Annotated in this window: 17 protein-coding genes; 13 read left to right on the top strand and 4 right to left on the bottom strand. The window is 70.8% G+C overall.

The genetic code is table 11. The features are described 5' to 3' along the window. Window positions 1-114: 114 nt before the first annotated feature. Both C1I95_RS13625 and C1I95_RS13620 read right to left on the bottom strand, forming a co-directional pair. Window positions 115-1,746 (bottom strand): glycoside hydrolase family 13 protein, encoded by a 1,632-nt coding sequence (locus C1I95_RS13625; RefSeq protein WP_111214187.1) that lies wholly within the window; start codon window positions 1,744-1,746, stop codon window positions 115-117. 155 nt (window positions 1,747-1,901) lie between these two features. Continuing rightward, window positions 1,902-2,987, bottom strand: a complete 1,086-nt coding sequence (locus C1I95_RS13620; RefSeq protein ID WP_199523736.1) for a LacI family DNA-binding transcriptional regulator — start codon at window positions 2,985-2,987, stop codon at window positions 1,902-1,904. Between the two features lie 328 nt (window positions 2,988-3,315). Here C1I95_RS13620 and C1I95_RS13615 point away from each other — a divergent pair, with 328 nt between their 5' ends. From C1I95_RS13615 to C1I95_RS13565, 11 genes are all read left to right on the top strand, one after another. Then, the gene (locus tag C1I95_RS13615; protein WP_111214186.1) at window positions 3,316-4,617 is read left to right on the top strand and encodes an extracellular solute-binding protein; all 1,302 of its coding nucleotides are present in this window, start codon (window positions 3,316-3,318) and stop codon (window positions 4,615-4,617) included. A 108-nt stretch (window positions 4,618-4,725) separates the two neighbouring features. Further along, a complete protein-coding gene (locus tag C1I95_RS13610; protein ID WP_111214185.1) occupies window positions 4,726-5,742 on the top strand; it encodes a carbohydrate ABC transporter permease in 1,017 nt (338 codons plus the stop codon). Beyond that, window positions 5,742-6,596, top strand: a complete 855-nt coding sequence (locus C1I95_RS13605) for a sugar ABC transporter permease (RefSeq protein ID WP_111214197.1) — start codon at window positions 5,742-5,744, stop codon at window positions 6,594-6,596. The genes C1I95_RS13610 and C1I95_RS13605 overlap by 1 nt, the downstream gene beginning before the upstream one ends. Before the next feature lie 50 nt (window positions 6,597-6,646). Continuing rightward, on the top strand, window positions 6,647-6,988 hold the full coding sequence (locus C1I95_RS13600; RefSeq protein ID WP_111214196.1) for a hypothetical protein: 342 nt from the start codon (window positions 6,647-6,649) through the stop codon (window positions 6,986-6,988). 278 nt (window positions 6,989-7,266) lie between these two features. Continuing rightward, on the top strand, window positions 7,267-8,328 hold the full coding sequence (locus C1I95_RS13595; RefSeq protein ID WP_111214184.1) for a BMP family lipoprotein: 1,062 nt from the start codon (window positions 7,267-7,269) through the stop codon (window positions 8,326-8,328). 162 nt (window positions 8,329-8,490) lie between these two features. Further along, window positions 8,491-10,218 carry an ABC transporter ATP-binding protein gene (locus C1I95_RS13590; RefSeq protein WP_111214183.1) on the top strand — a complete coding sequence of 576 codons (1,728 nt, stop codon included), beginning with the start codon at window positions 8,491-8,493 and terminating at the stop codon, window positions 10,216-10,218. Beyond that, on the top strand, window positions 10,215-11,540 hold the full coding sequence (locus C1I95_RS13585) for an ABC transporter permease (protein WP_111214182.1): 1,326 nt from the start codon (window positions 10,215-10,217) through the stop codon (window positions 11,538-11,540). The genes C1I95_RS13590 and C1I95_RS13585 overlap by 4 nt, the downstream gene beginning before the upstream one ends. Before the next feature lie 3 nt (window positions 11,541-11,543). Continuing rightward, window positions 11,544-12,824, top strand: a complete 1,281-nt coding sequence (locus C1I95_RS13580; RefSeq protein ID WP_111214181.1) for an ABC transporter permease — start codon at window positions 11,544-11,546, stop codon at window positions 12,822-12,824. Between the two features lie 15 nt (window positions 12,825-12,839). Further along, entirely contained in the window at window positions 12,840-13,544 is a 705-nt protein-coding gene (locus tag C1I95_RS13575) for a cytidine deaminase (protein WP_111214180.1), read from the top strand. 132 nt (window positions 13,545-13,676) lie between these two features. Next, the gene (locus C1I95_RS13570; RefSeq protein ID WP_111214179.1) at window positions 13,677-14,957 is read left to right on the top strand and encodes a thymidine phosphorylase; all 1,281 of its coding nucleotides are present in this window, start codon (window positions 13,677-13,679) and stop codon (window positions 14,955-14,957) included. Window positions 14,958-15,065: 108 nt separating this feature from the next. After that, the gene (locus C1I95_RS13565) at window positions 15,066-15,746 is read left to right on the top strand and encodes a DUF4272 domain-containing protein (protein WP_111214178.1); all 681 of its coding nucleotides are present in this window, start codon (window positions 15,066-15,068) and stop codon (window positions 15,744-15,746) included. On the opposite strand, the gene C1I95_RS13560 is transcribed toward C1I95_RS13565, so the two are convergent. Next, a complete protein-coding gene (locus C1I95_RS13560; protein WP_111214177.1) occupies window positions 15,747-16,592 on the bottom strand; it encodes a putative RNA methyltransferase in 846 nt (281 codons plus the stop codon). A 113-nt stretch (window positions 16,593-16,705) separates the two neighbouring features. On the opposite strand from C1I95_RS13560, the gene C1I95_RS13555 reads away from it, so the two are divergent. Further along, window positions 16,706-17,791, top strand: a complete 1,086-nt coding sequence (locus tag C1I95_RS13555; protein ID WP_111214176.1) for an adenosine deaminase — start codon at window positions 16,706-16,708, stop codon at window positions 17,789-17,791. Window positions 17,792-17,831: 40 nt separating this feature from the next. Here C1I95_RS13555 and C1I95_RS36365 read toward each other — a convergent pair whose 3' ends face one another. Next, window positions 17,832-18,170, bottom strand: coding sequence for a hypothetical protein (locus tag C1I95_RS36365; protein WP_233513647.1), 339 nt, complete (start codon window positions 18,168-18,170; stop codon window positions 17,832-17,834). A 460-nt stretch (window positions 18,171-18,630) separates the two neighbouring features. On the opposite strand from C1I95_RS36365, the gene C1I95_RS13545 reads away from it, so the two are divergent. Next, the coding region (locus C1I95_RS13545) for a sensor histidine kinase (protein WP_111214195.1) at window positions 18,631-21,393 on the top strand (2,763 nt) is incomplete at its 3' end.

Genomic DNA, 21,393 nt, shown 5'->3' with positions numbered 1-21,393 from the left:
GGGATCACCCCGGGCACCGGCACCATCGCACCCCCCACCACAAGGGGTCGTCTGCCCCAGCCGCCCGGCGGCGCGCAGCACGCCGGACGACCAGGTCGGTGACGGTTTACCCGTTCAGCGCCGTTCGAACCAGACAGCCGCGTCGACCGGGAGCAGGTGGCCACCGTCCCGCTCGGTGAGCGCCTCGCTGGCGACGAGCGGCTGACCGTACCCGTCGATCAGGACCGGCGCGTCGCCGGTGTTCACCACGCAGGTCAGCACGGCGCCGCCGGTGTCGCGGCGGAAGGCGAGCAGCCCGGGGTCGGACTCCAGCCAGGTGATGCCGTCGGTGCCGGCCAGCGCGGGGTGGGTGTGCCGGATCCGCAGCGCCGCGCGGTAGAGCTCCAGGGTGGAGCCGGGTACGCCGGCCTGGGCGGCCACCGAGAGGGCACGCCAGGTGGCCGGGGCCGGCAGCCAGCTCAGTTCGCTGCCGGCCGGTCCGAAGCCGTACGGGGCGAGGTCGCCGCTCCACGGGATGGGCACCCGGCAGCCGTCCCGGCTTTCACCGGTACGCAGGAAGGCCGGGTCCTGGCGCAGCTCGTCGGGCAGGTCGAGCACCTCGGGCAGACCCAGTTCCTCACCCTGGTAGAGGTAGGCGCAGCCGGGCAGGGCGAGCATCAGCAGCGCGGCGGCGCGGGCCCGGCGCAGCCCGACCTCGCCGTCGCCGTAGCGGGTGACGTGCCGCTGCCGGTCGTGGTTGGAGAGCACCCAGGTGGTCGGGGCGCCGACGATGGTCGACTCGGCCAGCGCGGTGTCGATCACCTTGCGGAACGAGTCGGCCGACCAGGTGGCGTCGAGGAAGTCGAAGCTGAACGCCTGGTGCAGCTCGTCCGGGCCGATGTAGCGGGCCAGCCGCTGCGGCGTCTCGGCCCACGCCTCGGCCACCGCCATCCGGCCGCCCGGGTAGCTGTCCAGGATGGGCCGCCAGGCACGGTAGATGTCGTGCACCTCGTCCTGGTCGAAGTACGGCAGCCGGCCCTTGCCGAGCAGTTCGGACTGGCGCCGGCCGGTGGTCATCGAGTTGAAGCCGACGTCGGGCAGCCCCTCGGCCTTGATCATGCCGTGGGCCACGTCGATGCGGAACCCGTCGACGCCGCGGTCCAGCCAGAAGCGCAGCACGTCCTCGAACTCGGCGCGCACCTCGGGGTGGCGCCAGTTCAGGTCGGGCTGGGCCGGGTCGAACAGGTGCAGGTACCACTGGCCGTCGGGTACCCGGGTCCAGGCCGGACCGCCGAAGATGCTCTCCCAGTCGTTCGGGGGCTGCTCGCCGTGCTCGCCGTTGCCCTCGGCGAAGAGGTAGCGCGCCCGCTCGGGTGAGCCGGGGGCGGCGGCCAGCGCGGCCTGGAACCAGGGGTGCCGGCTGGAGGTGTGGTTCGGCACGATGTCCACGATGATCCGTACGCCGAGCGCGTGGGCGTCGGTGATCATCGCCTCGAAGTCGCCGAGGGTGCCGAACATCGGGTCGACGTCCCGGTAGTCGGCGACGTCGTAGCCGCCGTCGACCATCGGGGAGGTGTAGAAGGGCGTCAGCCAGAGCGCGTCCACGCCGAGGTCACGCAGGTAGGGCAGGCGTTCGCGGATGCCCTGCAGGTCACCGATGCCGTCGCCGTTGGAGTCGGCGAAACTGCGGACGTAGACCTGGTAGACGACGGCGGATCGCCACCAGTCGGCGTCGGAGGTCAGCGGCGAGGGAGTGCTGACGGTCATCGGGTCTACCCCGTTCTGTGGCGCGGGACGGCGGCACCCGGCGTCGGCGACGGTGGGAACGCGCGGGTGTCTGAGAAGAATGCCGTGCCAGCGCTGCAAGAGTCAAGCAATCCTTGCGCAAGAAGGGCTGGCGGCTGTTCCGCCGGTGGCCGGCGTCAAGCCGGGACGGGGAGCGCCGGCGGCGCCGGTCGCCGTCCCTTCGAATCGCCCTGGGCTGGCGTGCCGTCCTGCCGCGCCACTGCGGTCGAGCCGCGGACCACCAGCTCGGGCCGGAAGAGGTACTCGGAGTGCGGGGCGCCGTGCCCGTTGATCTCGTCGACCAGGGCCCGGACCGCGGCCACCGCCATCGCGGTCACCGGCTGACGCATGGTGGTCAGCGGTGGGTCGGTGAAGGCCATCAGCGGGGAGTCGTCGTAGCCGACCACCGAGAGATCCGCCGGCACGGACAGGCCGCGCTGACGGGCTGCCCGGATCGCGCCGAGCGCCATCAGGTCGGAGCCGCAGACGATGCCGGTGGCGCCGCGCTCGATCAGCCGCCCGGCCGCCGCCTCGCCGCCCTCCACCCCGAACAGGGAGAGTTCGGTCAGCTCCGCCAACTCGTCGTCGCCCACCTCGGCCAGCCGCCGCATCGCCGTCTTGTATCCGCTGACCTTGCGCTGCACCGGCACGAACCGGTCCGGGCCGGTGATCAGGCCGATCCGCCGGTGCCCGAGGGCGACCAGGTGGGCCACGGCCAGCTCGGCCGCCTCCCGGTCGTCGCACGAGACGAACGGGGCCGGGATGCCCGGCGCGTACCCGTTGATCATGACGATGGGCAGCGGCCGGGCGATCAGCGTCCGGTACCGGTCGTGGTCGGCGGCGGTGTCGGCGTGCAGTCCGGAGACGAAGACGATGCCGGAGACCTGCCGGTCGAGCAGCATCTCGACGTACTCGTCCTCGCGTACGCCGCCGGGGGTCTGGGTGCACAGCACCGGGGTGAACCCGGTGGGGGCCAGGGCCGACTCGATGATCTGGGCGAAGGCGGGGAAGATCGGGTTGTCCAGCTCCGGCACCACCAGACCGACCAGCCCGGCGCTGCGCTTGCGGAGTCGAGCGGGGCGCTCGTAGCCGAGCACGTCGAGGGCGGTCAGGACGGCCTGCCGGGTCTCGGGTGCCACGCCGGGGCGGTCGTTGAGCACCCGCGACACCGTGGCCTCGCTGACGTCGGCCTGCTGAGCGATGTCGGAGAGGCGAGCGCGCATGGCGGCACTGTAGCTCACCGACAAGTTCTTGCGCAGTAGCCAGCAAGAACTTGCAGAATCGAGCATCGGGAGTCGGGAGCGTACTCGCATGGCTTGCCCCTGCTGGTCTCCACGCGGACGGTGGGTGTCTGTCCGGCCGCCGGAGAGTGATGCCTATCGAGCCGTTGATCCCGTCATTCGCGGACGAAGTGCCTGGATGGCGGTAGGTGTCGGCCGCTGAAGTTGCGGATGGGGCACGGTTGTTGCAGTGATGTTCGCAAGGGGTTTCGAGCTACGAAAGTTCTTGCTACTGTCCCGCCGACACCCGGCAGGCAATCTAGGAGCGAACATGCGCCGCACAGCCAGGGGGATCGCCGTACTCGCCTCCGCCACCCTCGCCCTCTCCGTCGCCGCGTGCGGCGGCGAGGACAAGGCGGCCGAGGAGCAGCCCAAGGCCGACCCCGCCTCCCTCACCGCCGAACTGACCTGGTGGGACACCTCGGACCCGCAGAACGAGGGCCCGGCCTTCCAGGAGCTGATCGCCAAGTTCAACCAGACCTACCCGAACGTGAAGATCAACTATCAGTCGGTCCCGTTCGGTGAGGCGCAGAACAAGTTTAAGACCGCCGCGCAGGCCAAGACCGGAGCGCCGGACATCCTGCGGGCCGAGGTGGCCTGGGTGCCCGAGTTCGCCTCGCTGGGCTACCTCTACGCGCTGGACGGCTCCGAGCTGCTGAGCGACGAGTCCGACTTCCTGGAGACCCCGCTCGCCTCCAACAAGTACGACGGCAAGACCTACGGCGTCCCGCAGGTCACCGACAGCCTGGCGCTGATGTACAACAAGGAGCTGCTGACCAAGGCCGGCGTGAGCGCGCCGCCGAAGACCTGGGCCGAGCTGAAGACCGTGTCGCAGGCCGTCAAGGAGAAGACCGGTGCCGAGGGCGTGTACCTCAACCCGGCCGGCTACTTCCTGCTGCCCTTCATGTACGGCGAGGGTGGCGACCTGGTCGACACCGGGGCCAAGAAGATCGTCATCAACTCGGAGCAGAACGCGGCCGGCCTCAAGGTCGCCAAGGACCTGATCGACAGCGGTGCGGCTGCCAAGCCGTCCGCCAACGACTCCTACGGCACCATGATGACCCTCTTCAAGGAGAAGAAGGTCGCCATGATCATCAACGGCCCGTGGGAGGTCAACAACGTCAAGTCGGCGCCGACCTTCGGTGGCCTGGAGAACCTGGGCATCGCCCCGGTGCCGGCCGGCTCGGCCCGGGCCGGTGGCCCGGTCGGCGGCCACAACTACACGATCTGGTCCGGCATGCCGCAGGAGAAGGTCGACGCCGCCGTCGCGTTCGTCAAGTACATGAGCTCCGCCGAGTCGCAGGCCTTCCTCTCCGAGAAGCTCGGCCTGCTGCCGACCCGCAAGTCCGCCTACCAGCTCGACCCGGTCAAGAACAACGCCGTCGTCGCCGCGTTCCAGGCGGTGAACGAGGCCGCCGTGGGTCGGCCGTGGATCCCCGAGGCCGGTCAGTTCTTCGGCCCGCTCGACCAGATGGCCACCGAGGTCCTGATCCAGAACAAGGACCCGAAGGCCGCGCTGGACACCGTCGCCAGGAAGTACAAGGCCGAGGTCGTGCCCGGCTACGGGCTCTGACCCGACCGTCGGCGCCGGCCCCGGCCGGTGACCTTTCGGCACCCCGCAGGGTCGCGTGACCGCCACGGTCGCGCGGCCCTGCCGGGCCTCCCCTCTGGAGCGCAGCTGATGACCACCGTGACAGCCGATCCGGCGCCGCCGTCGACGCCGCCCGGCCGATCCGCTCGTCCGTCCCGGCTGCGCCGCAGCTGGGAGAAGCACTGGTACGCCTGGGCGATGGTGCTGCCCGTCGTCATCGTCCTGGCAGTTCTGATCTTCTACCCGTTGTTCCGCGGGATCTGGCTCTCCTTCACCAATCTCAACGAGGCCAACCAGGTCGCCGAGATCTGCACCAAGTCGATCACCGGCAGCGAGGTCTGCAAGGAGAACCCCAACAAGTGGGAGTTCGTCGGCCTCGACAACTACCTGCGGGTGCTCACCGGTGAGGTCGGCGAGTTCTGGCAGTGGACCGGCGTCACACTGATCTGGACGTTCGTCTGCGTGGCCTGCCACTTCGGCCTCGGCCTCGGCCTGGCCACCATGCTCAACCGGCCGATGCGGCTCCGGGGGCTGTACCGGGTGCTGCTCGTGCTGCCCTGGGCGGTGCCGGCGTTCGTCAGCGCGTTCGCCTGGAAGTTCATCTTCAACGAGCGCTTCGGACTGGCCAACGCGGTGCTCTCCGCCGTCGGCATCGACCCGGTCTCCTGGTTCGCCGACCGGTGGACCTCGTTGTTCACCGCCATCGTCACCAACGTCTGGCTCGGCGTGCCATTCATGATGGTGGCGCTGCTCGGCGGCATGCAGACCATCCCGTCCGAGCTGTACGAGGCGGCCGAGATCGACGGGGCCTCGGCGTGGCAGCGGTTCCGCAACATCACCCTGCCCGGCCTGCGCCCGGTGAGCATGACGGTGATCCTGCTCGGCACCATCTGGACCTTCAACATGTTCCCGATCATTTTCCTGGTGACCGAGGGACAGCCGGCGGGCCAGAGCGAGATCCTGGTGACCGGTGCCTTCCGGGCGGCCTTCGAGGGCATCCGTAACTACTCGCTGGCCTCCACCTACGGCGTACTGATCCTGTCGATCCTGCTGGTGTTCTCGGTGTTCTACCGGCGGGCCCTGCGCAAGCAAGGCGAGGTGTGGTGATGAGTCGGGTGAAGCGGCCTGGCCGCAGCCGGCGCAGCCCGGTCATGTCCTTCCTACTGCACGGCACGCTGATCCTGGCCTCGCTGATCGCGATCGGGCCGATCGCCTGGGTCCTGCTCTCGTCGCTGAAGCCCGGCTACGCGATCCAGAGCAGCGAGCTGACCCTGTTCCGGGACACCACCCTGGCGAACTACAGCTACGTGCTGACCGGGACGAACTTCCCGAGGTGGTTCCTCAACTCGGTGATCGTCGCCGCGTTCACCATGGCCATCGGCATCTTCTTCTCGGCCACCACCGGCTACGCGGTGTCCCGGTTCAACTTCCCGGGCCGGCGGCCGTTGATGATGGTCTTCCTGGTCACCCAGATGTTCCCGGTGGCCATCCTGATCGTGCCGATCTACACGATCATGGCCCGGCTGGGGCTGATCAACACGATGCCCGCGCTGATCATCGCGTACCTGACCATCGCGGTGCCGTTCTGCGCCTGGATGTTGAAGGGCTACTTCGACTCCATCCCGACCTCGCTGGACGAGGCGGCGGCGTTGGACGGGTGCGGGCCGTTCGCCACCTTCTGGAAGGTGGTGCTGCCGCTGGCCAAGCCGGCCGTGGCGGTCACCGCCTTCTACACCTTCCTCACCGCCTGGGGTGAGGTGGCGTACGCGTCGGCCTTCATCCAGACCGACAACAGGTTCACCCTGGCCTACGGGCTCCAGCAGTTCGTGCCGCAGTTCAACCCGCAGTGGGAGTACCTGACGGCCGCCGCCGTCCTGGTCACCCTCCCGGCCGGCCTGGTCTTCTTCTTCGCCCAGAAGCACCTGGTCTCCGGCCTGACCGCCGGGGGCACCAAGGGCTGACCCCGACCGCCACTACTACAAACCGTCGTTGATAGGGCAGGATGGGTCGGGTGGAAGCACTTCGACTCATCCTCCTCTACGCCCACCTGATCGGGTTCGCGCTGCTGCTCGGTGGCGCGATCGCCCAATACCTCACCGGCAAGATCCGGATCAACCCCGCGATGCTCTGGGGCTCGGTGATCCAACTGGTGACCGGCATCGGACTGAGCGCGCCGCTGCGCGACGGCGCCGAGCCGGCACCGGCGAAGCTTGTTACGAAGCTCGTCCTCGCCCTGCTCATCTTCGTCATGGTCTTCTTCTCCCGGAAGCGGGCCGAGGTGAACCGGGGGCACTTCCTCGCGATCGTGGGATTGACCCTGCTCAACGCGGCTGTGGCGGTCTTCTGGCGGTGACCGCCGGACCGGCCGTCCGGGCTCGGGAAACGGACTTTCCCGACACTCGTCCGCCCACCTGCCAACACCGTGAGTGATCTGCCCCACCCGAGCATTACGTAGGGGTAACAGGCCTCCAACAGTCCTGCACGATTGTCGTTCGGCAGGTGGGCGCGGGCGTACGCTCTGCGTCCGTAACGTGGGACGCCGGCGGCAAGGCGCAGGCCGGTTCAAGGGCTGCCACCGCGACCTACGCGGTGTGCAATGGGAAGGGAGACGTCTTGCGCTCGGTGCGTGGGATGCGTATCGCCTCGGTCGTCGTGGCGGGTGGGCTCGTACTGAGCGCCGCCGCGTGTGGCGAGGCCCCGGAGAGCAACAACGCCGGCTCGGGCGGCGAGAAGTACACCGCTTGCATGGTGACCGACGTCGGCGGCATCGACGACAAGTCGTTCAACACCTCGGCCTGGAAGGGCCTGCAGGACGCCAAGGCCGAGAACAGCAACATCGACATCAAGTACGTCGCGTCCAAGGCCGAGGCGGACTACGAGCCGAACCTCACCCAGTACGTCAACCAGGACTGCAACTTCATCCTGGCCGTCGGCGGTCTGATGGGTGACGCCACCAAGAAGATCGCCGAGGCGAACCCGGACCAGCAGTTCGGCATCGTCGACGCCAAGCCGGGCGTGGCCAACGTCTACCCGATGCAGTTCGACACCGCCCAGGCCGGTTTCCTGGCCGGCTACGTCGCCGCGGGCATGACCCAGAGCGGCAAGGTGGGCACCTACGGCGGTATGAAGATCCCGCCGGTGACCATCTTCATGGACGGCTTCGTCGACGGCGTCGCGCAGTACAACCAGGCCAAGGGCAAGACCGTCCAGGTCCTCGGTTGGAACAAGGCGACCCAGAACGGCTCCTTCACCAACGACTTCGTCAAGCAGGACGAGGGCAAGAAGGTCAGCGACGCGCTGGTCGCCCAGGGCGCGGACATCGTGATGCCGGTCGCCGGTGGCGCCGGCCTCGGCACCACCGGTGCGGCCCAGGCCTCCGGGGGCAAGTACAACACCATCTGGGTGGACGTCGACGGCTGCGAGAGCACCCCGAACTGCCCGGCGATCATCACCACCGTGGTGAAGAACATCCCGGGTGCGGTCAAGGAGGCCGTCCTCAAGGCCGCCGGTGGCGACAAGCTCGCGGCCGACCCGGGCTTCGTCGGCACCCTGGCCAACGACGGTGTCTCGATCGCCCCGTACCACGACTTCGACAGCAAGGTTCCGGCCGAGCTGAAGGCCGAGGTCGACAAGCTCAAGGCGGACATCGCCGCGGGCACCATCAAGGTTGAGTCGGCGGCCCAGCCGAAGTGACCCTTCGCCGGTCACCCCCGGTGAGACGATCACCAGGGGCGGCCGGCGAACCATGCCACACCATGATCCGGCCGCTCTGGCGCGGGGGAGACCCGCTGCGCCGGAGCGGCCGATCCGCGCCACCGGTCCGGCCGACGCCGCGATCCACCCCCGGCAGCTACGCTGCACCATCGCTTCGCACTCCAGGAGGTTGCGCTGAGACTCGAACTGCGCGGCATCACCAAGCGGTTCGGTGATCTGGTCGCCAACGACCACATCGACCTGACGGTGGAGCCTGGAGAGATTCATGCCCTGCTCGGCGAGAACGGCGCGGGCAAGTCGACCCTGATGAACGTGCTGTACGGGCTCTACCAGCCCGACGAGGGCGAGATCCTGGTCGACGGGAAGCCGCTGAAGCTGCGCGGCCCGTCCGACGCGATCGCGGCCGGCATCGGCATGGTGCACCAGCACTTCATGCTCGTCCCGGTCTTCACCGTCACCGAGAACATCATGCTCGGCGCCGAGCAGGTCCGGGGCGGCATCGCCGGATTCCTGGACCGGCGCCGGGCCCGGCGCGAGGTCGCCGAGGTGTCCGAGCGGTACAACCTGCGGGTCGACCCGGACGCGGTGATCGAGGACCTGCCGGTCGGCATCCAGCAGCGGGTCGAGATCGTCAAGGCGCTCACCCGCGACGTGGACCTGCTCATCCTGGACGAGCCCACGGCGGTGCTCACCCCGCAGGAGACCGAGGAACTGCTCACCGTGATGCGGTCGCTCAAGGCCGCCGGCAAGTCGATCGTCTTCATCACCCACAAGCTCGGCGAGGTCAAGGCGATCGCCGACCGGATCACCGTGATCCGGCGCGGCAAGACCGTGGGTACCGCGTCGCCGGAGGCCAGCCGCGACGAACTGGCCGCGCTGATGGTCGGCCGTACCGTCCGGCTCACCGTGGAGAAGGCCCCGGCCACCCCGGGCGAGCCGGTCCTCGACGTCGCCGGCCTGGTCGTCGACGACGACCGCCAGGTGCGCGCGGTGGACGGCGTCGACCTGACCGTACGCGCGGGCGAGGTGCTCGGCATCGCGGGCGTGCAGGGCAACGGTCAGACCGAGCTGATCGAGGCGATCATGGGACTGCGTCCGACGCTCGCCGGCACGGTCACCCTCGACGGCCAGCGGGTGGACGGCTGGTCGACCAAGAAGGTGCTCCGGGCGGGCGTCGGCTACGTGCCGGAGGACCGCAGCGTCGACGGCGTGGTCAAGGAGTTCAGCGTCGCGGAGAACCTGGTGCTGGACATCTACGACCAGCCGCCGTTCGGCCGCGGCCTGTCGCTGAAGCCGGACGCGATCGCCAAGTCGGCGCAGGAGCGGATCGAGCAGTTCGACGTACGCACCTCGTCGGCGCAGGCGCCGGTCGGCACCCTCTCCGGCGGCAACCAGCAGAAGGTGATCGTGGCCCGGGAGCTGTCCCGGCCGCTGAAGCTGTTCATCGCCGCCCAGCCCACCCGGGGCGTGGACGTCGGCTCGATCGAGTTCATCCACAGCCGGGTCATCCGCGAGCGCGACATCGGCACCGCGGTGCTGGTGGTCTCCAGCGAACTCGACGAGGTGATCGGGCTGGCCGACCGGATCGCGGTGATGTACCGCGGGCGGATCATCGGTGTCGTCGGCCCGGACACCCCGCGCGAGGAGATCGGCCTGTTGATGGCCGGCATCACGCCGGACGCGACGGCCGGTAACTCGGCCGAGGGCGGGGACGCGGCGACCACCGACCGGGACGCGGCGGCTACCGCCGACGCCGACGCCGTGTCCGGCGGCGGCACCGCGGCGACCACCGACCGCGACGCCCCGGCCACCACCGACGGCGTGGCGCCGGCCCCCGAGGGTCCAGGTAGCGAGGACAAGGAAGCATGACCAACCCGAATCCCCAGCCGGGCTCCCCGGACAAGGAGCCGGCGAGCGAGGAGCAGGCCGCCCAGAACGCGCTCGGCAACACCGAGCGCGCGGAGGCGGCCACCACGCCCACCGCCCCACAGGAGCGCCCCACCCTGGGGCGGCTCTTCCTGGAGAACCTGTGGGCCGCCAACACGTTCACGGTGACCCTGCTGTCGCTGGTGCTGGCGATGGTGGTCGGTGCCATCCTGATGATCATTTCCGACCCGGACGTGTTGGCCACCTACGCCTACTTCACCGCCCGTCCGGCGGACGCGATCAACGCCAGCTGGACGCTGGTCAGCGAGGCGTACGCGAACCTGTTCAAGGGCGCCGTCTTCGACCCGGCCGCGGCGAATTTCAACACCGCGCTGAGCCCGATCTCGGAGACGCTCACCTACACCGCGCCGCTGGTCTTCACCGGCCTGTCGGTGGCGCTGGCCTTCCGCGGCGGCCTGTTCAACATCGGTGCCCAGGGCCAGGCCACCATGGGCGTCGTCCTGGCCGCGCTCGCCGGTTTCCTGCTGCCGCTGCCGCCCGGGCTGCACCTGCTGGTCGCGGTGCTGGCCGGCGCGGTCGGCGGGGCCATCTGGGGCTTCATCCCGGGCGTCCTCAAGGCGCGTACCGGCGCGCATGAGGTGATCAACACGATCATGCTCAACTACATCGCGGTCTACTTCCTGACCTGGCTGATCGTTCAGAACGGGGTGCAGGACCCGAACCGCACCGACGCGATCAGCCGGCCGGTGGACGCCTCCGCGCAGCTGCCCCGCCTGTTCGGCGACAACCTGCGGGCGCACGGCGGCATCCTGCTGGCCGTGCTGGCCACCTGGGCGGTCGCCTGGCTGCTCAACCGCTCCACGCTCGGCTTCGAGCTGCGCGCGGTGGGCGCCAACCCGGACGCCGCCCGGACCGCGGGCATCAGCGTCACCCGGACGTACGTCCTGATCATGGTCTTCGCCGGCGTGCTGGCCGGGCTCGGCGGTTCGCAGATGGTGCTGGGCACCACCGCCGCCGCACTGACCCCGCTGGTGGTCGCCCAGATCGGCTTCGACGGCATCCTGGTCGCCCTGCTCGGTCGGGTGAAACCGTGGGGCGTGGCGCTGGCCGCGCTGCTGTTCGGCGCGTTGCAGGCCGGTGGCAACCGGATGCAGTCGTACTCGGGGATCTCGCTGGAGCTGGTCACCGTGCTCCAGGCGCTGATCGTCATCTTCATCGCCGCGCCGGCCCTGGTTAAGGCGATCTTCCAGCTCCGGGCCGCGCGGGCCGCTCGGCTGCAGACGAGCCTCGCGAAGGGCTGGTGAGGCATGTCCACCATGGCTGTTCCCGACATCGAGGTCGCGCCGGTCGACGAGGGCTTCTGGACCCGGACCCGCAAGGTGGGGCTGGTGCTGCTGGCGCTCGGCCTGCTGGCCACGGTGTTGTTCGGCGCGCTCGCCACCGGCGAGCAGGCCCGCTTCACGCTCAGCGAGGACGCCGCCGGGGCCGCGCTGGAGATCAACGGTACGGTCGGGGCGATCCTCTTCGGCCTGATCACCCTCGCCGCCGGTGCCGCGATGCTGGCCGGTCTGCCGAAGCGCTGGTTCATCCCGGTGCTCGCCGCCGGTCTGGTCGCCTTCGTGCTGTCGTTCCTGTGCTGGCAGGTCTCCGCCGCCCCGACCGGGCAGAACTTCATGCCGCTGGTCAACATCGTGCGGGGCACCTTCCTGCTCGCCCTGCCGCTGATCTTCGGCTCGCTGGCCGGCGTGCTCTGTGAACGCTCCGGCGTGGTCAACGTGGCCATCGAGGGCCAGCTGCTGATGGGCGCGTTCAGTGGCGCGCTGTTCGGCAGCATCTCCGGCAGCGTCTGGGTGGGTCTGGTCGCCGCGGCGATCGGCGGGTCGTTCATCTCCCTGCTGCTGGCCGTGTTCTCCATCCGCTACCTGGTCGACCAGGTGGTCATGGGCATCGTGCTCAACCTGCTGGCGGTCGGCATCACCGGCTTCCTCTACGAGCGACTGATGCAGACCGACGCCGCGCGCTACAACAGCGCCCCGCGCTTCAGCAACTGGGAGATCCCGCTGCTGTCGGACATCCCGGTGCTGGGCCCGGCGCTGTTCCGGGGCAACATCTTCCTCTACCTCGCCCTGCTGCTGGTGCTCGTGATCCACATCGCGCTGTTCCGTACCCGGTGGGGTCTGCGGACCCGCTCGGTCGGCGAGCACCCGACCGCGGCGGACACCCTGGGCGTGAAGGTGCTCGGGCTGCGCTACCGCAACGTGCTGCTGGCCGGCGCGGTCGCCGGCATCGGCGGTGCGTCGTACACGCTGGCGCTCTTCTCGTTCACCAAGAACATGATCGGTGGTAAGGGCTTCATCGCCCTGGCCGCGCTGATCTTCGGCCGGTGGAGCCCGACCGGGGCACTGCTCGCCGCGCTCTTCTTCGGCTTCGCCGACCAGCTGGCCACCTACCTGGGCGCGATCAACAGCATCATCCCCGGCCAGTTCCTGGCCATGCTGCCGTACCTGGCGACGATCCTGGCCGTGGCCGGGCTGGTCGGCCGGGTGCGGGCGCCGGCCGCCGACGGCAAGCCGTACATCAAGGGCTGATCCAGGGAGCGGACGATGGAGATCGACTGGGAGCGGCTGCGGGCTGCGGCCACCGAGGTGATGCGGCACGCCTACGTGCCTTACTCGAAGTTCCCGGTGGGGGCGGCGGCGCTGGTCGACGACGGCCGGGTGGTGGTCGGCTGCAACGTCGAGAACGCCGCGTACGGCGTGGTGCTCTGCGCCGAGTGCGGGGTGGTTTCCTCCCTGCACGCCACCGGCGGCGGCCGGATCGTCGCGCTGTCCTGCGTCGATGCCACCGGTGAGCCGCTGATGCCGTGTGGGCGCTGTCGGCAGTTGCTCTGGGAGCAGGGCGGGCCGGAGTGCCTGATCGAGGCCGTGGGCGGTCCGCTGCGAATGGCCGAGCTGCTGCCGCACGCGTTCGACGTGGCCGACCTGGAGGCGGTCACCGGCGAGCGGCCGGTGCCGGTGGTGCCCGACCGGCTGGCCGCCTGGCGCGGGCGGGGCACCGTCTTCGTGCACCCCGACCTGTCGGCCGGACAGCAGGTCTGGACGGCCTACTGGGAGCGCTCGGCGGGGGACGACGCGGGCGCCGAGACCGGGGTGCTGGAGGAGGGGCCGAGCTGGGACGACCCGGCCGCGGCGATCACCTGGGGGTTGGCGCGTACGCCCCGGGTCGTGGTGGTGGACGCGTCCGGCACCATCTTCTGGGCTGGTGAGGGTGAGCCGCCGTTGGAGATCCCGGTTCGCTGGGGTGGTTGAGCTTTGGGGATGGGCCGACCGGGCCCGGCTCCGGGCGGTCAGGCGTGATCCCTCCGCCGGGCACGGCCGGCCCATCCCCGGTGGTCACGGTGGGCGAACCGGTATCGCGAACGACGAGGAAAGATCTGTCTGATGAGTGGTTTTGCGGCGGTTGATGTAATTCGGGCCAAGCGGGATGGCGGGGTGCTGTCCGACGCGCAGATCGACTGGGTGGTGGACGCGTACACCCGGGGGGTGGTGGCCGACGAGCAGATGTCGGCGCTGGCCATGGCGATCCTGCTGAACGGGATGACCGGCCCGGAGATCGCCCGGTGGACGGCCGCCATGATCGCCAGCGGCGAGCGGCTCGACCTCTCCGCCGTGGCCCGGCCGACCGTCGACAAGCACTCGACCGGTGGGGTCGGTGACAAGATCACCCTGCCGCTCACCCCGCTGGTGGCCGCCTGCGGCGCGGCGGTGCCGCAGCTGTCCGGACGCGGGCTCGGGCACACCGGCGGCACGCTGGACAAGCTGGAGTCGATCCCGGGCTGGCGCGCCGCGCTGAGCAACGAGGAGTTCACCGCCCAGCTGCGCGACATCGGCGCGGTGATCTGCGCGGCCGGGTCCGGGCTGGCCCCGGCCGACCGCAAGCTGTACGCGCTGCGCGACGTCACCGGCACCGTCGAGGCGATCCCGCTGATCGCCAGCTCGATCATGAGCAAGAAGATCGCCGAGGGCACCGGCGCGCTGGTGCTCGACGTGAAGGTCGGTACCGGCGCGTTCATGAAGTCGGTCGACGACGCCCGCGAGCTGGCCCGGACCATGGTGGAGCTGGGCGGCGCGCACGGGGTAAAGACGGTCGCCCTGCTCACCGACATGTCCACCCCGCTCGGTCGGGCCATCGGCAACGGGGTGGAGGTCACCGAATCCGTCGAGGTGCTGGCCGGCGGTGGCCCCGCCGACGTGGTGGAGCTGACTCTGGCGCTGGCTCGGGAGATGCTGGACGCGGCCGGGCTGCCGGATGCCGATCCGGCCGCCGCGCTGCGCGACGGGCGGGCCATGGACTCCTGGCGGTCGATGATCCGGGCCCAGGGCGGTGACCCGGATGCGCGGATGCCCGAGGCGGACGAGGTCGAGGTGGTGCGCGCCGAGATGGACGGGTACGTCGCGGCCGTCGACGCGTACGCCATCGGGGTGGCGGCCTGGCGGCTCGGCGCGGGGCGGGCCCGCAAGGAGGACCCGGTCAGCGTGCCGGCCGGTGTGGTGCTGCACAAGCGCCCCGGTGACCCGGTGAAGGCCGGGGAGCCCCTCTACGAGCTGCGGGCCGAACGGGCCGAGGCGATCCCGGCCGCGCTGGCGGAGGCGGCTCGGGCGGTGACCGTCGCCGCGCGACCGCCGATCCCGGCCTCGCTGGTGATCGAACGCGTCGAATGAGCGAACGGGTGGCCCGACCCCATGGTGCCGGGCCACTCGGGCCGCTATTCTCGCTGGCCAGGGGGGACAGTCGGCGCCGCGACGTCGTGAGCAGACAGGGATGTTGCCGTGATCGTTCCTGCCCCGGACCCCCGGGAGGTGCGTGAGGCGAGCCTGGACGAGTTGTCCCGGCTGCGGCTGCCGCTGCCGCCACCGCAGTTCCCGCTGGTCTGGGAGCCCGGCGACGAGATCGAGCTGCGACCGACGGTGGAGATCGAGGCCCGGATCGCGGTGCTGCACCTGATCCTGGCCCGCTGCTTCGGCATGCCGCCGCAGGCGGCGATGAGCTGGCTGCTCGCCTCGCACCTGGTCGAGATGGTCACCCCGCCGGAGTTCCAGTTCGTCACCGGGGCCAAGGGCGACCACCGCTCCTTCGTGCTGCACCACGACGCGCTCTTCTCGCTGGCCTGGGCGCTCGGCCTGACCAAGCAGCTCGACCCCACGATGCCGGTGGACGAGCGGCTGGTGGAGCGCCTGCCGAACATCGCCGAGGGGGAGACGTTCCGGCAGTGGCGTACCCGGATCCTCGCCGCGCCGCAGCACCCGGCGGACGCGGCGGCCCTGCTCGACCTGCACTACTGCCTGGACTGGGCGTACCTGGAGGTGGACCGGGCCGGCCGGACGTTGCCCGGCCTGGTGGACGCCAACGCGATCGGGCAGCGCCGGTGGGCGCTGGAGTGGGCGGTGATCCTGCGTGGCCCGTACCACGACGAGCCGCCCGGTTGGGAAGAGGTCGACCTCTCCACCTGACTACTTCGGGCGGTAGACGCCCAGGCGGACGGCCACGGTCACCCGGACCGGCTCGCCCAGCGCGGTGATCCGGGCGGCCAGCCCGGCCGGGTCGGTGTGCCAGGCGCTCGGTCCCATGCCCACCAGGGTCGCCACATCCGTACCGGACAGCGTCAGCTCCCGCCGGTGCACGGCGGCCGACGCCTCGGTGAAATGTCCGCCCAGGCTGGCCGTGACCCGGTCCGCCTTGGCCGGGTCGACGCGCAGCAGTCCGAGCGCGTCGACCAGCTCGGTCAGGTGGTCGGCGGCCGGGGTCACCACCAGCAGCCGCCCGGCCGGGTCGAGGATCCGGTGGAATTCGGCCCCGTTGCGGGGCGCGAAGACGTTCAGCAGCACGGTGGCGGCGGCGTCCGCCACCGGCAGCCGCTGCCAGGTGTCGGCCAGCGCCGCGGTGACGCGCGGGTGGGCCCGCGCCGCGCGGCGCAGGGCGGGCTTGGACACGTCCAGGGCCAGGCCGGCTGTGTCCGGCAGCGCCGCCAGCACCGCCGCGAGGTGCCGGCCGGTGCCGGCACCGGCGTCCACCACCAGTGGGTACGGGTCACCGATTCCGCCTGCCGCATCGGCCAGGGCGGCGGAGATCAGGTCGTAGTGGCCGGCGGCGAGGAAATCCGCCCGGGCGGCGACCATCTCGGCAGTGTCCCCGCCGTGCGGGGCGCGACCGGCGAGCAGGTTGACGTAGCCGTGCCGGGCGATGTCGAAGCTGTGCCGGTGCGGGCACCGCAGCGCGTGGGAGGCGCCGGTGGCGACCTCGGTCAGCGGCTCACCGCAGACGGGGCAGCGCAGCCGGCCGACGACGCAAGGGTCCATCACGGCTGCCGCTCGCTCACGGGCCGAGTCTAGTGCGGTGTGCAGCGGTGACGCGGCTCGCGGTGGACGGGTCCACAGCCGGTGCCCCGACCGCAGCGGACTAGGGTCTGAGCATGAGCCCGAGCCCGAGCATCCGGTACGAGGACATCGTCAGGGCGCCGAAGGCGCTGCTGCACGACCACCTGGACGGCGGTCTGCGGCCCGCGACGATCGTCGAGCTGGCCGCCGAGGTCGGTCACGAACTGCCCACCACCGACGCGGAGGCGCTGGGCCGCTGGTTCGTGGCGGCGGCCGATTCGGGCTCCCTGGAGCGTTACCTGGAGACGTTCGCGCACACCGTCGCCGTGATGCAGACCGCCGGCGCGCTGCGCCGGGTGGCCCGCGAGTGCGCCCAGGACCTGGCTGCCGACGGGGTCGTCTACGCCGAGGTGCGGTTCGCCCCGGAGCAGCACCTGGAGCGGGACCTGACCCTCGACCAGGTGGTCGAGGCGGTGCTGGCCGGGTTCGTCGAGGGCAGCGCGCTCGCCGCCGAGGCCGGTACGCCGATCCGGGTCGGCACCCTGCTCACCGCGATGCGGCACGCGGCCCGGTCGCAGGAGATCGCCGAGCTGGCCGTGCGGCACCGTGACCACGGCGTGGTGGGCTTCGACATCGCCGGCGCCGAGGCGGGCTTTCCGCCCACCCGCCACCTGGACGCCTTCGAGTACCTCCAGCGGGAGAACTTCCACTTCACCATCCACGCCGGTGAGGCGTTCGGGCTGCCGTCCATCTGGCAGGCGATCCAGTGGTGCGGGGCCGACCGTCTCGGCCACGGCGTACGCATCGTGGACGACATCACCCCCGGGCCGGAGCCGACGCTCGGCCGGCTGGCCGCGTACGTGCGGGACAAGCGGATCCCGTTGGAGCTCTGCCCGTCGTCGAACGTGCAGACCGGCGCCGCCGCGTCGATCGCCGAGCACCCCATCGGCCTGCTGCGCGACCTGCGCTTCCGGGTCACCGTCAACACCGACAACCGGCTGATGAGCGGCACCTCGGTGTCCCGCGAGATGGCCCTGCTCTCCGACGCGTTCGGCTACGGGTGGCGCGAGGTGCAGTGGTTCACCATCAACGCGATGAAGAGCGCGTTCATCCCGTTCGACGAGCGGCTGCGGATCATCGACGAGGTGATCAAGCCGGCGTACGCGAAGCTGCTGGCCTGACGGCGGCCCGGCCGCACCCGACGGTCGGCCGGGGGCGGGTTCAGCGGACGGGTGGGTGACCGGCGAGCAGTCGGGCCACCCGGCGCAGGACGTCCCGGCCGCGCGCTGCCTCCGCTCCCAGGCCGGTCTGCCGACGCAGCACCGCCGGCTCGGCCCGTAGCAGCGCCACGCCGCGACGCACCAGCACCCGCGGCCCCTTGCGCTGCTCGGCGAGGTCCCGTGCGAGCCGGCGGAGGAAGGTCGCGCTGCGCGGCCGGCGCAGTGCGTACGCCCCGGCGAGCAGGCCGCGTCGGCGGCATTCCCCGACAATCTCGGCGGCGAATATCCCTTCGGCTACGAAAAGTGGCGAATCAGCCAGCTTGAACAGCCGAGTGGACACCCGACGGTCCTCGTTGATCGCATAGACCGGAACCTCTGCCCGGCCGAGGCGGGCCAACTCGGCAATGACCTCGACCGCTGCTTCGGCGTCCCACGAATCGGGCGACTCCCAGTCGATCTGACCGTTCCGTCGCGGTAACGATGGGTCATCGCCGTCCTTGTAGAAATCGTCCAAACAGAGCACAGGCAGCCCGGTTTGCTGCGCTATGTACGACTTCCCGGAGCCGGAAGGGCCGGCAATAAGGACGACTCGGTGCGGGATTTTCATTACCTTCAGTGACTCCGGACAGACGGACCGCGATCAAATTGCATCAACATCTCATCACACCTCCGGCTGGGGCCAGCCTGGGCTTTCTCTTTCCGGGGCGGCGTGATGGAATCTCGGATGGTCCGACCCGCCGGGTCGGCTGCTGGGCGTTGTCCGGGGGCAACGCGGACGCTGCAATCACGAGGGCGGTGACGTGAGCAAACGGCCGAAGACGGCAGGCTCCTTCCTGTCGCGTCTGCGCCGGCCGGCCGGTCGGCTCCGCGACATGCCGATCTGGTCCAAGCTCGGACTCATCTTGATCGTGCCGACCATCGCCACGGTCGTCGTGGGTACTAGTGGTCTGGTCGACCACCTGGATTCGCTCAACGACGCCAACCGCGCCGGTGACCTGGCCGAACTCATCGGCTACTCCGGTGAACTGGTGGACGGTCTGCAAGACGAGCGGACCGCGGCCGTGCTGCTCCTCGGCGTGCCGCCACAGCAGTCGGGCAAGCCCGAGTCGGAGGCGAAGAAGAAGTACTCCGCCCTCTACACCGACGTGTTGAACGGGGTGGACCGGGCCAAGGGCCCGTACTCGCAGCAGCGGGCCGAGTTGAGCGGCCTGCCGTCCAGTCTCGCGGGACTGCTGACCCAGATCGACGGGCGGCTGACCGACCTGCCGGGTACCCGCAGCCAGGTGCTCAACGGCAAGTACAAAATCACCGACGCGGTCCAGTCCTACGACGAGTTGATCAATCAGCTGCTCGATCTCCGGGATTCGGCCAGCCAGCTCGCCGGCGACAACGACCTCAGCGACCGGATGCGGGCGGCGGCCGCCGTGGCCCGCGAGAAGGAGTGGCTCTCCGTCCGCCGGGCGGTGGTGCATCGCGCCCTGATCCAGGGCGGCATGAGCTCGACCCTGCGGTGGGACTACATCTCCAGCGAGACCGGCCAGCAGCAGGCGCAGCAGAGCTTCAACGCGGTCGCCACCGAGGCGGAGACGGACTTCCACTCCCAGACCATCAGCGGCGGCGACCGCCGGCAGGCGACCCTCTACATCAATCAGGTCACCGCCGACATCAGCCCGAATCTCGCCAGCATCTCCTTCACCCCCGACCAGTGGGACGCGGCGCTGGTCGCCAACGGCAAGCTGATCCGGACGGTCGAGTCGAAGTTCGACTCCGACGTGACGGCCCAGGCCGGCGAGCTTCGCTCCGACGTGCAGCGCCAGGTGTTCCTGGAGACCGGCCTGCTGCTGACCATGCTGCTGCTGGCAATCTTCCTGGCGTACCTGGTGGCCCGCTCGATGGCCCGCTCCCTGCGCGAGCTTCGCCAGGGCGCGCTCTCCATCGCCCAGTACGGGCTGCCCCAGGCGGTGGCCAGGTTGCGCGACCCGCAGGTCACCGGGCAGCTCTCCCCGGTGCAGCTGGCCAACCAGATCGCCGAGCCGCTGCCGGTGCGTAGCAAGGACGAGTTCGGCCAGGTGACCGAGGCGTTCAACGCGGTCCACCTGGAGGCGGTCCGCACCGCCGCCGAGCAGGCCGCGCTGCGGGCCTCCGTCGCGACCATGTTCGTCAACCTGGCCCGCCGGTCCCAGATCCTGGTCGACCGGCTGATCGGTCACCTCGACCGGCTGGAGCGTGGTGAGGAGGACCCGGACCGGCTCGCCGAGCTGTTCCAGCTGGATCACCTCGCCACCCGGATGCGCCGCAACGACGAGAACCTCCTGGTCCTCGCCGGTGCCGACTCGACCCGCGTGCAGCGGGAGCCGGCCGCGCTGATCGACGTGCTGCGGGCCGCCCAGTCCGAGGTCGAGCACTACACCCGGATCGAGTTCGGGGTGATCGACCGCGACATCGAGGTCGCCGCGCACGCCGTGAACGACCTGGTCCACCTCGTCGCCGAGCTGTTCGACAACGCCACCGCGTTCTCGCCACCGGACTCGCAGGTGATGGTCGAGGCCCGCCGGGTCGGCGACCGCGCCTCGCTGTACGTCGAGGACCGCGGCATCGGCATCAGCGGCGAGCAGTTGGCTGACCTCAACGAGCGGCTGTCCACGCCGCCGCAGGTGGACGTCGCCGTCTCCCGGATGATGGGCCTGGTCGTGGTCGCCCGGCTGGCGTCCCGCCACGGGGTGAAGGTTGAGCTGCGTCCAGGCGGTGACCGGGGCACGGTTGCCGACGTCACGCTGCCGCCCGTCGTGCTGGTGCCCCGGGCGCTGTCCGGCCGAGGGCAGCTGCCCGCCGCGCTGCCCGCCGCCGCGGGCCCCTCGTCCGCGCCGAGTCCGGCGTTCGGTGCGCTGCCGGCGCTCGGCCACGGTTCGCCCGCGCCGACGGCGCCCGCACCGCGTTCCGGCGGGTCGGGCAACCAGGTGACCCTCGGCGGCCGGCCCTTCGACCCGGCCAGCCGCAACGGCGCCGGCACGCCGGCCACCGTGGCGGGCGCGGGTAACCTGCCCGCCTGGTCGGACCTGACCGGCGCCAGCGGCGTGACCGGCGGACACAGCTTCGCCCCGCGCTCGTCGAACGGTCAGTCGATCGACCCGCTGCCGCAGCGTCGGGCCACCGACGAGCCGGCCGACAACGGCCCGCAGTCGGGCATCCCGCGTCAGTTGCCGAGCAGCCCCGAGGCCGGGCCGTACGCGCCGCCCGCGGTGTCCGCACCGCCGGTTCCGCCGGTGTCGTCGCCACCGATCTCGGGCACGCCCTACTCCGCCCCGCCGGTCTCGGCCGCGCCGGTCTCCGCCGCCCCGACCTCGGCGGCGCCGGTGTCGGGTGGCCCGCTGCCGCAGCGGCCCGTCTCGGCGGCACCCAACGCCATGCCCACCATGGGTGCCTCGGCGCCGCCGGCCTGGCCGCCGGTTGCCGGGGAGCAGGCTGCCCCGCCGGTGCCCGAGCGGCTCGCCGCCGCGCTGGACATGACCACCGAGCTGCCCAGGGTCCAGCAGCCGGCCGCCCGGCCCGCACCGGCGCATCCC

The sequence above is a fragment of the Micromonospora craterilacus genome (assembly GCF_003236315.1).
Classification (GTDB): Bacteria; Actinomycetota; Actinomycetes; order Mycobacteriales; family Micromonosporaceae; genus Micromonospora; species Micromonospora craterilacus.
This window is presented reverse-complemented; position numbering and strand designations above follow the sequence as displayed.

Coding starts and splice junctions, on each gene's coding strand:
- C1I95_RS13555 (WP_111214176.1), top strand. CDS start 16,706: ATGAGCCCGAGCCCGAGCATCCGGTACGAGGACATCGTCAGGGCGCCG.
- C1I95_RS13615 (WP_111214186.1), top strand. CDS start 3,316: ATGCGCCGCACAGCCAGGGGGATCGCCGTACTCGCCTCCGCCACCCTC.
- C1I95_RS13610 (WP_111214185.1), top strand. CDS start 4,726: ATGACCACCGTGACAGCCGATCCGGCGCCGCCGTCGACGCCGCCCGGC.
- C1I95_RS13560 (WP_111214177.1), bottom strand. CDS start 16,592: ATGGACCCTTGCGTCGTCGGCCGGCTGCGCTGCCCCGTCTGCGGTGAG.
- C1I95_RS13595 (WP_111214184.1), top strand. CDS start 7,267: ATGCGTATCGCCTCGGTCGTCGTGGCGGGTGGGCTCGTACTGAGCGCC.
- C1I95_RS13620 (WP_199523736.1), bottom strand. CDS start 2,987: ATGCGCGCTCGCCTCTCCGACATCGCTCAGCAGGCCGACGTCAGCGAG.
- C1I95_RS13585 (WP_111214182.1), top strand. CDS start 10,215: ATGACCAACCCGAATCCCCAGCCGGGCTCCCCGGACAAGGAGCCGGCG.
- C1I95_RS13605 (WP_111214197.1), top strand. CDS start 5,742: ATGAGTCGGGTGAAGCGGCCTGGCCGCAGCCGGCGCAGCCCGGTCATG.
- C1I95_RS13575 (WP_111214180.1), top strand. CDS start 12,840: ATGGAGATCGACTGGGAGCGGCTGCGGGCTGCGGCCACCGAGGTGATG.
- C1I95_RS13625 (WP_111214187.1), bottom strand. CDS start 1,746: ATGACCGTCAGCACTCCCTCGCCGCTGACCTCCGACGCCGACTGGTGG.
- C1I95_RS13570 (WP_111214179.1), top strand. CDS start 13,677: ATGAGTGGTTTTGCGGCGGTTGATGTAATTCGGGCCAAGCGGGATGGC.
- C1I95_RS13580 (WP_111214181.1), top strand. CDS start 11,544: ATGTCCACCATGGCTGTTCCCGACATCGAGGTCGCGCCGGTCGACGAG.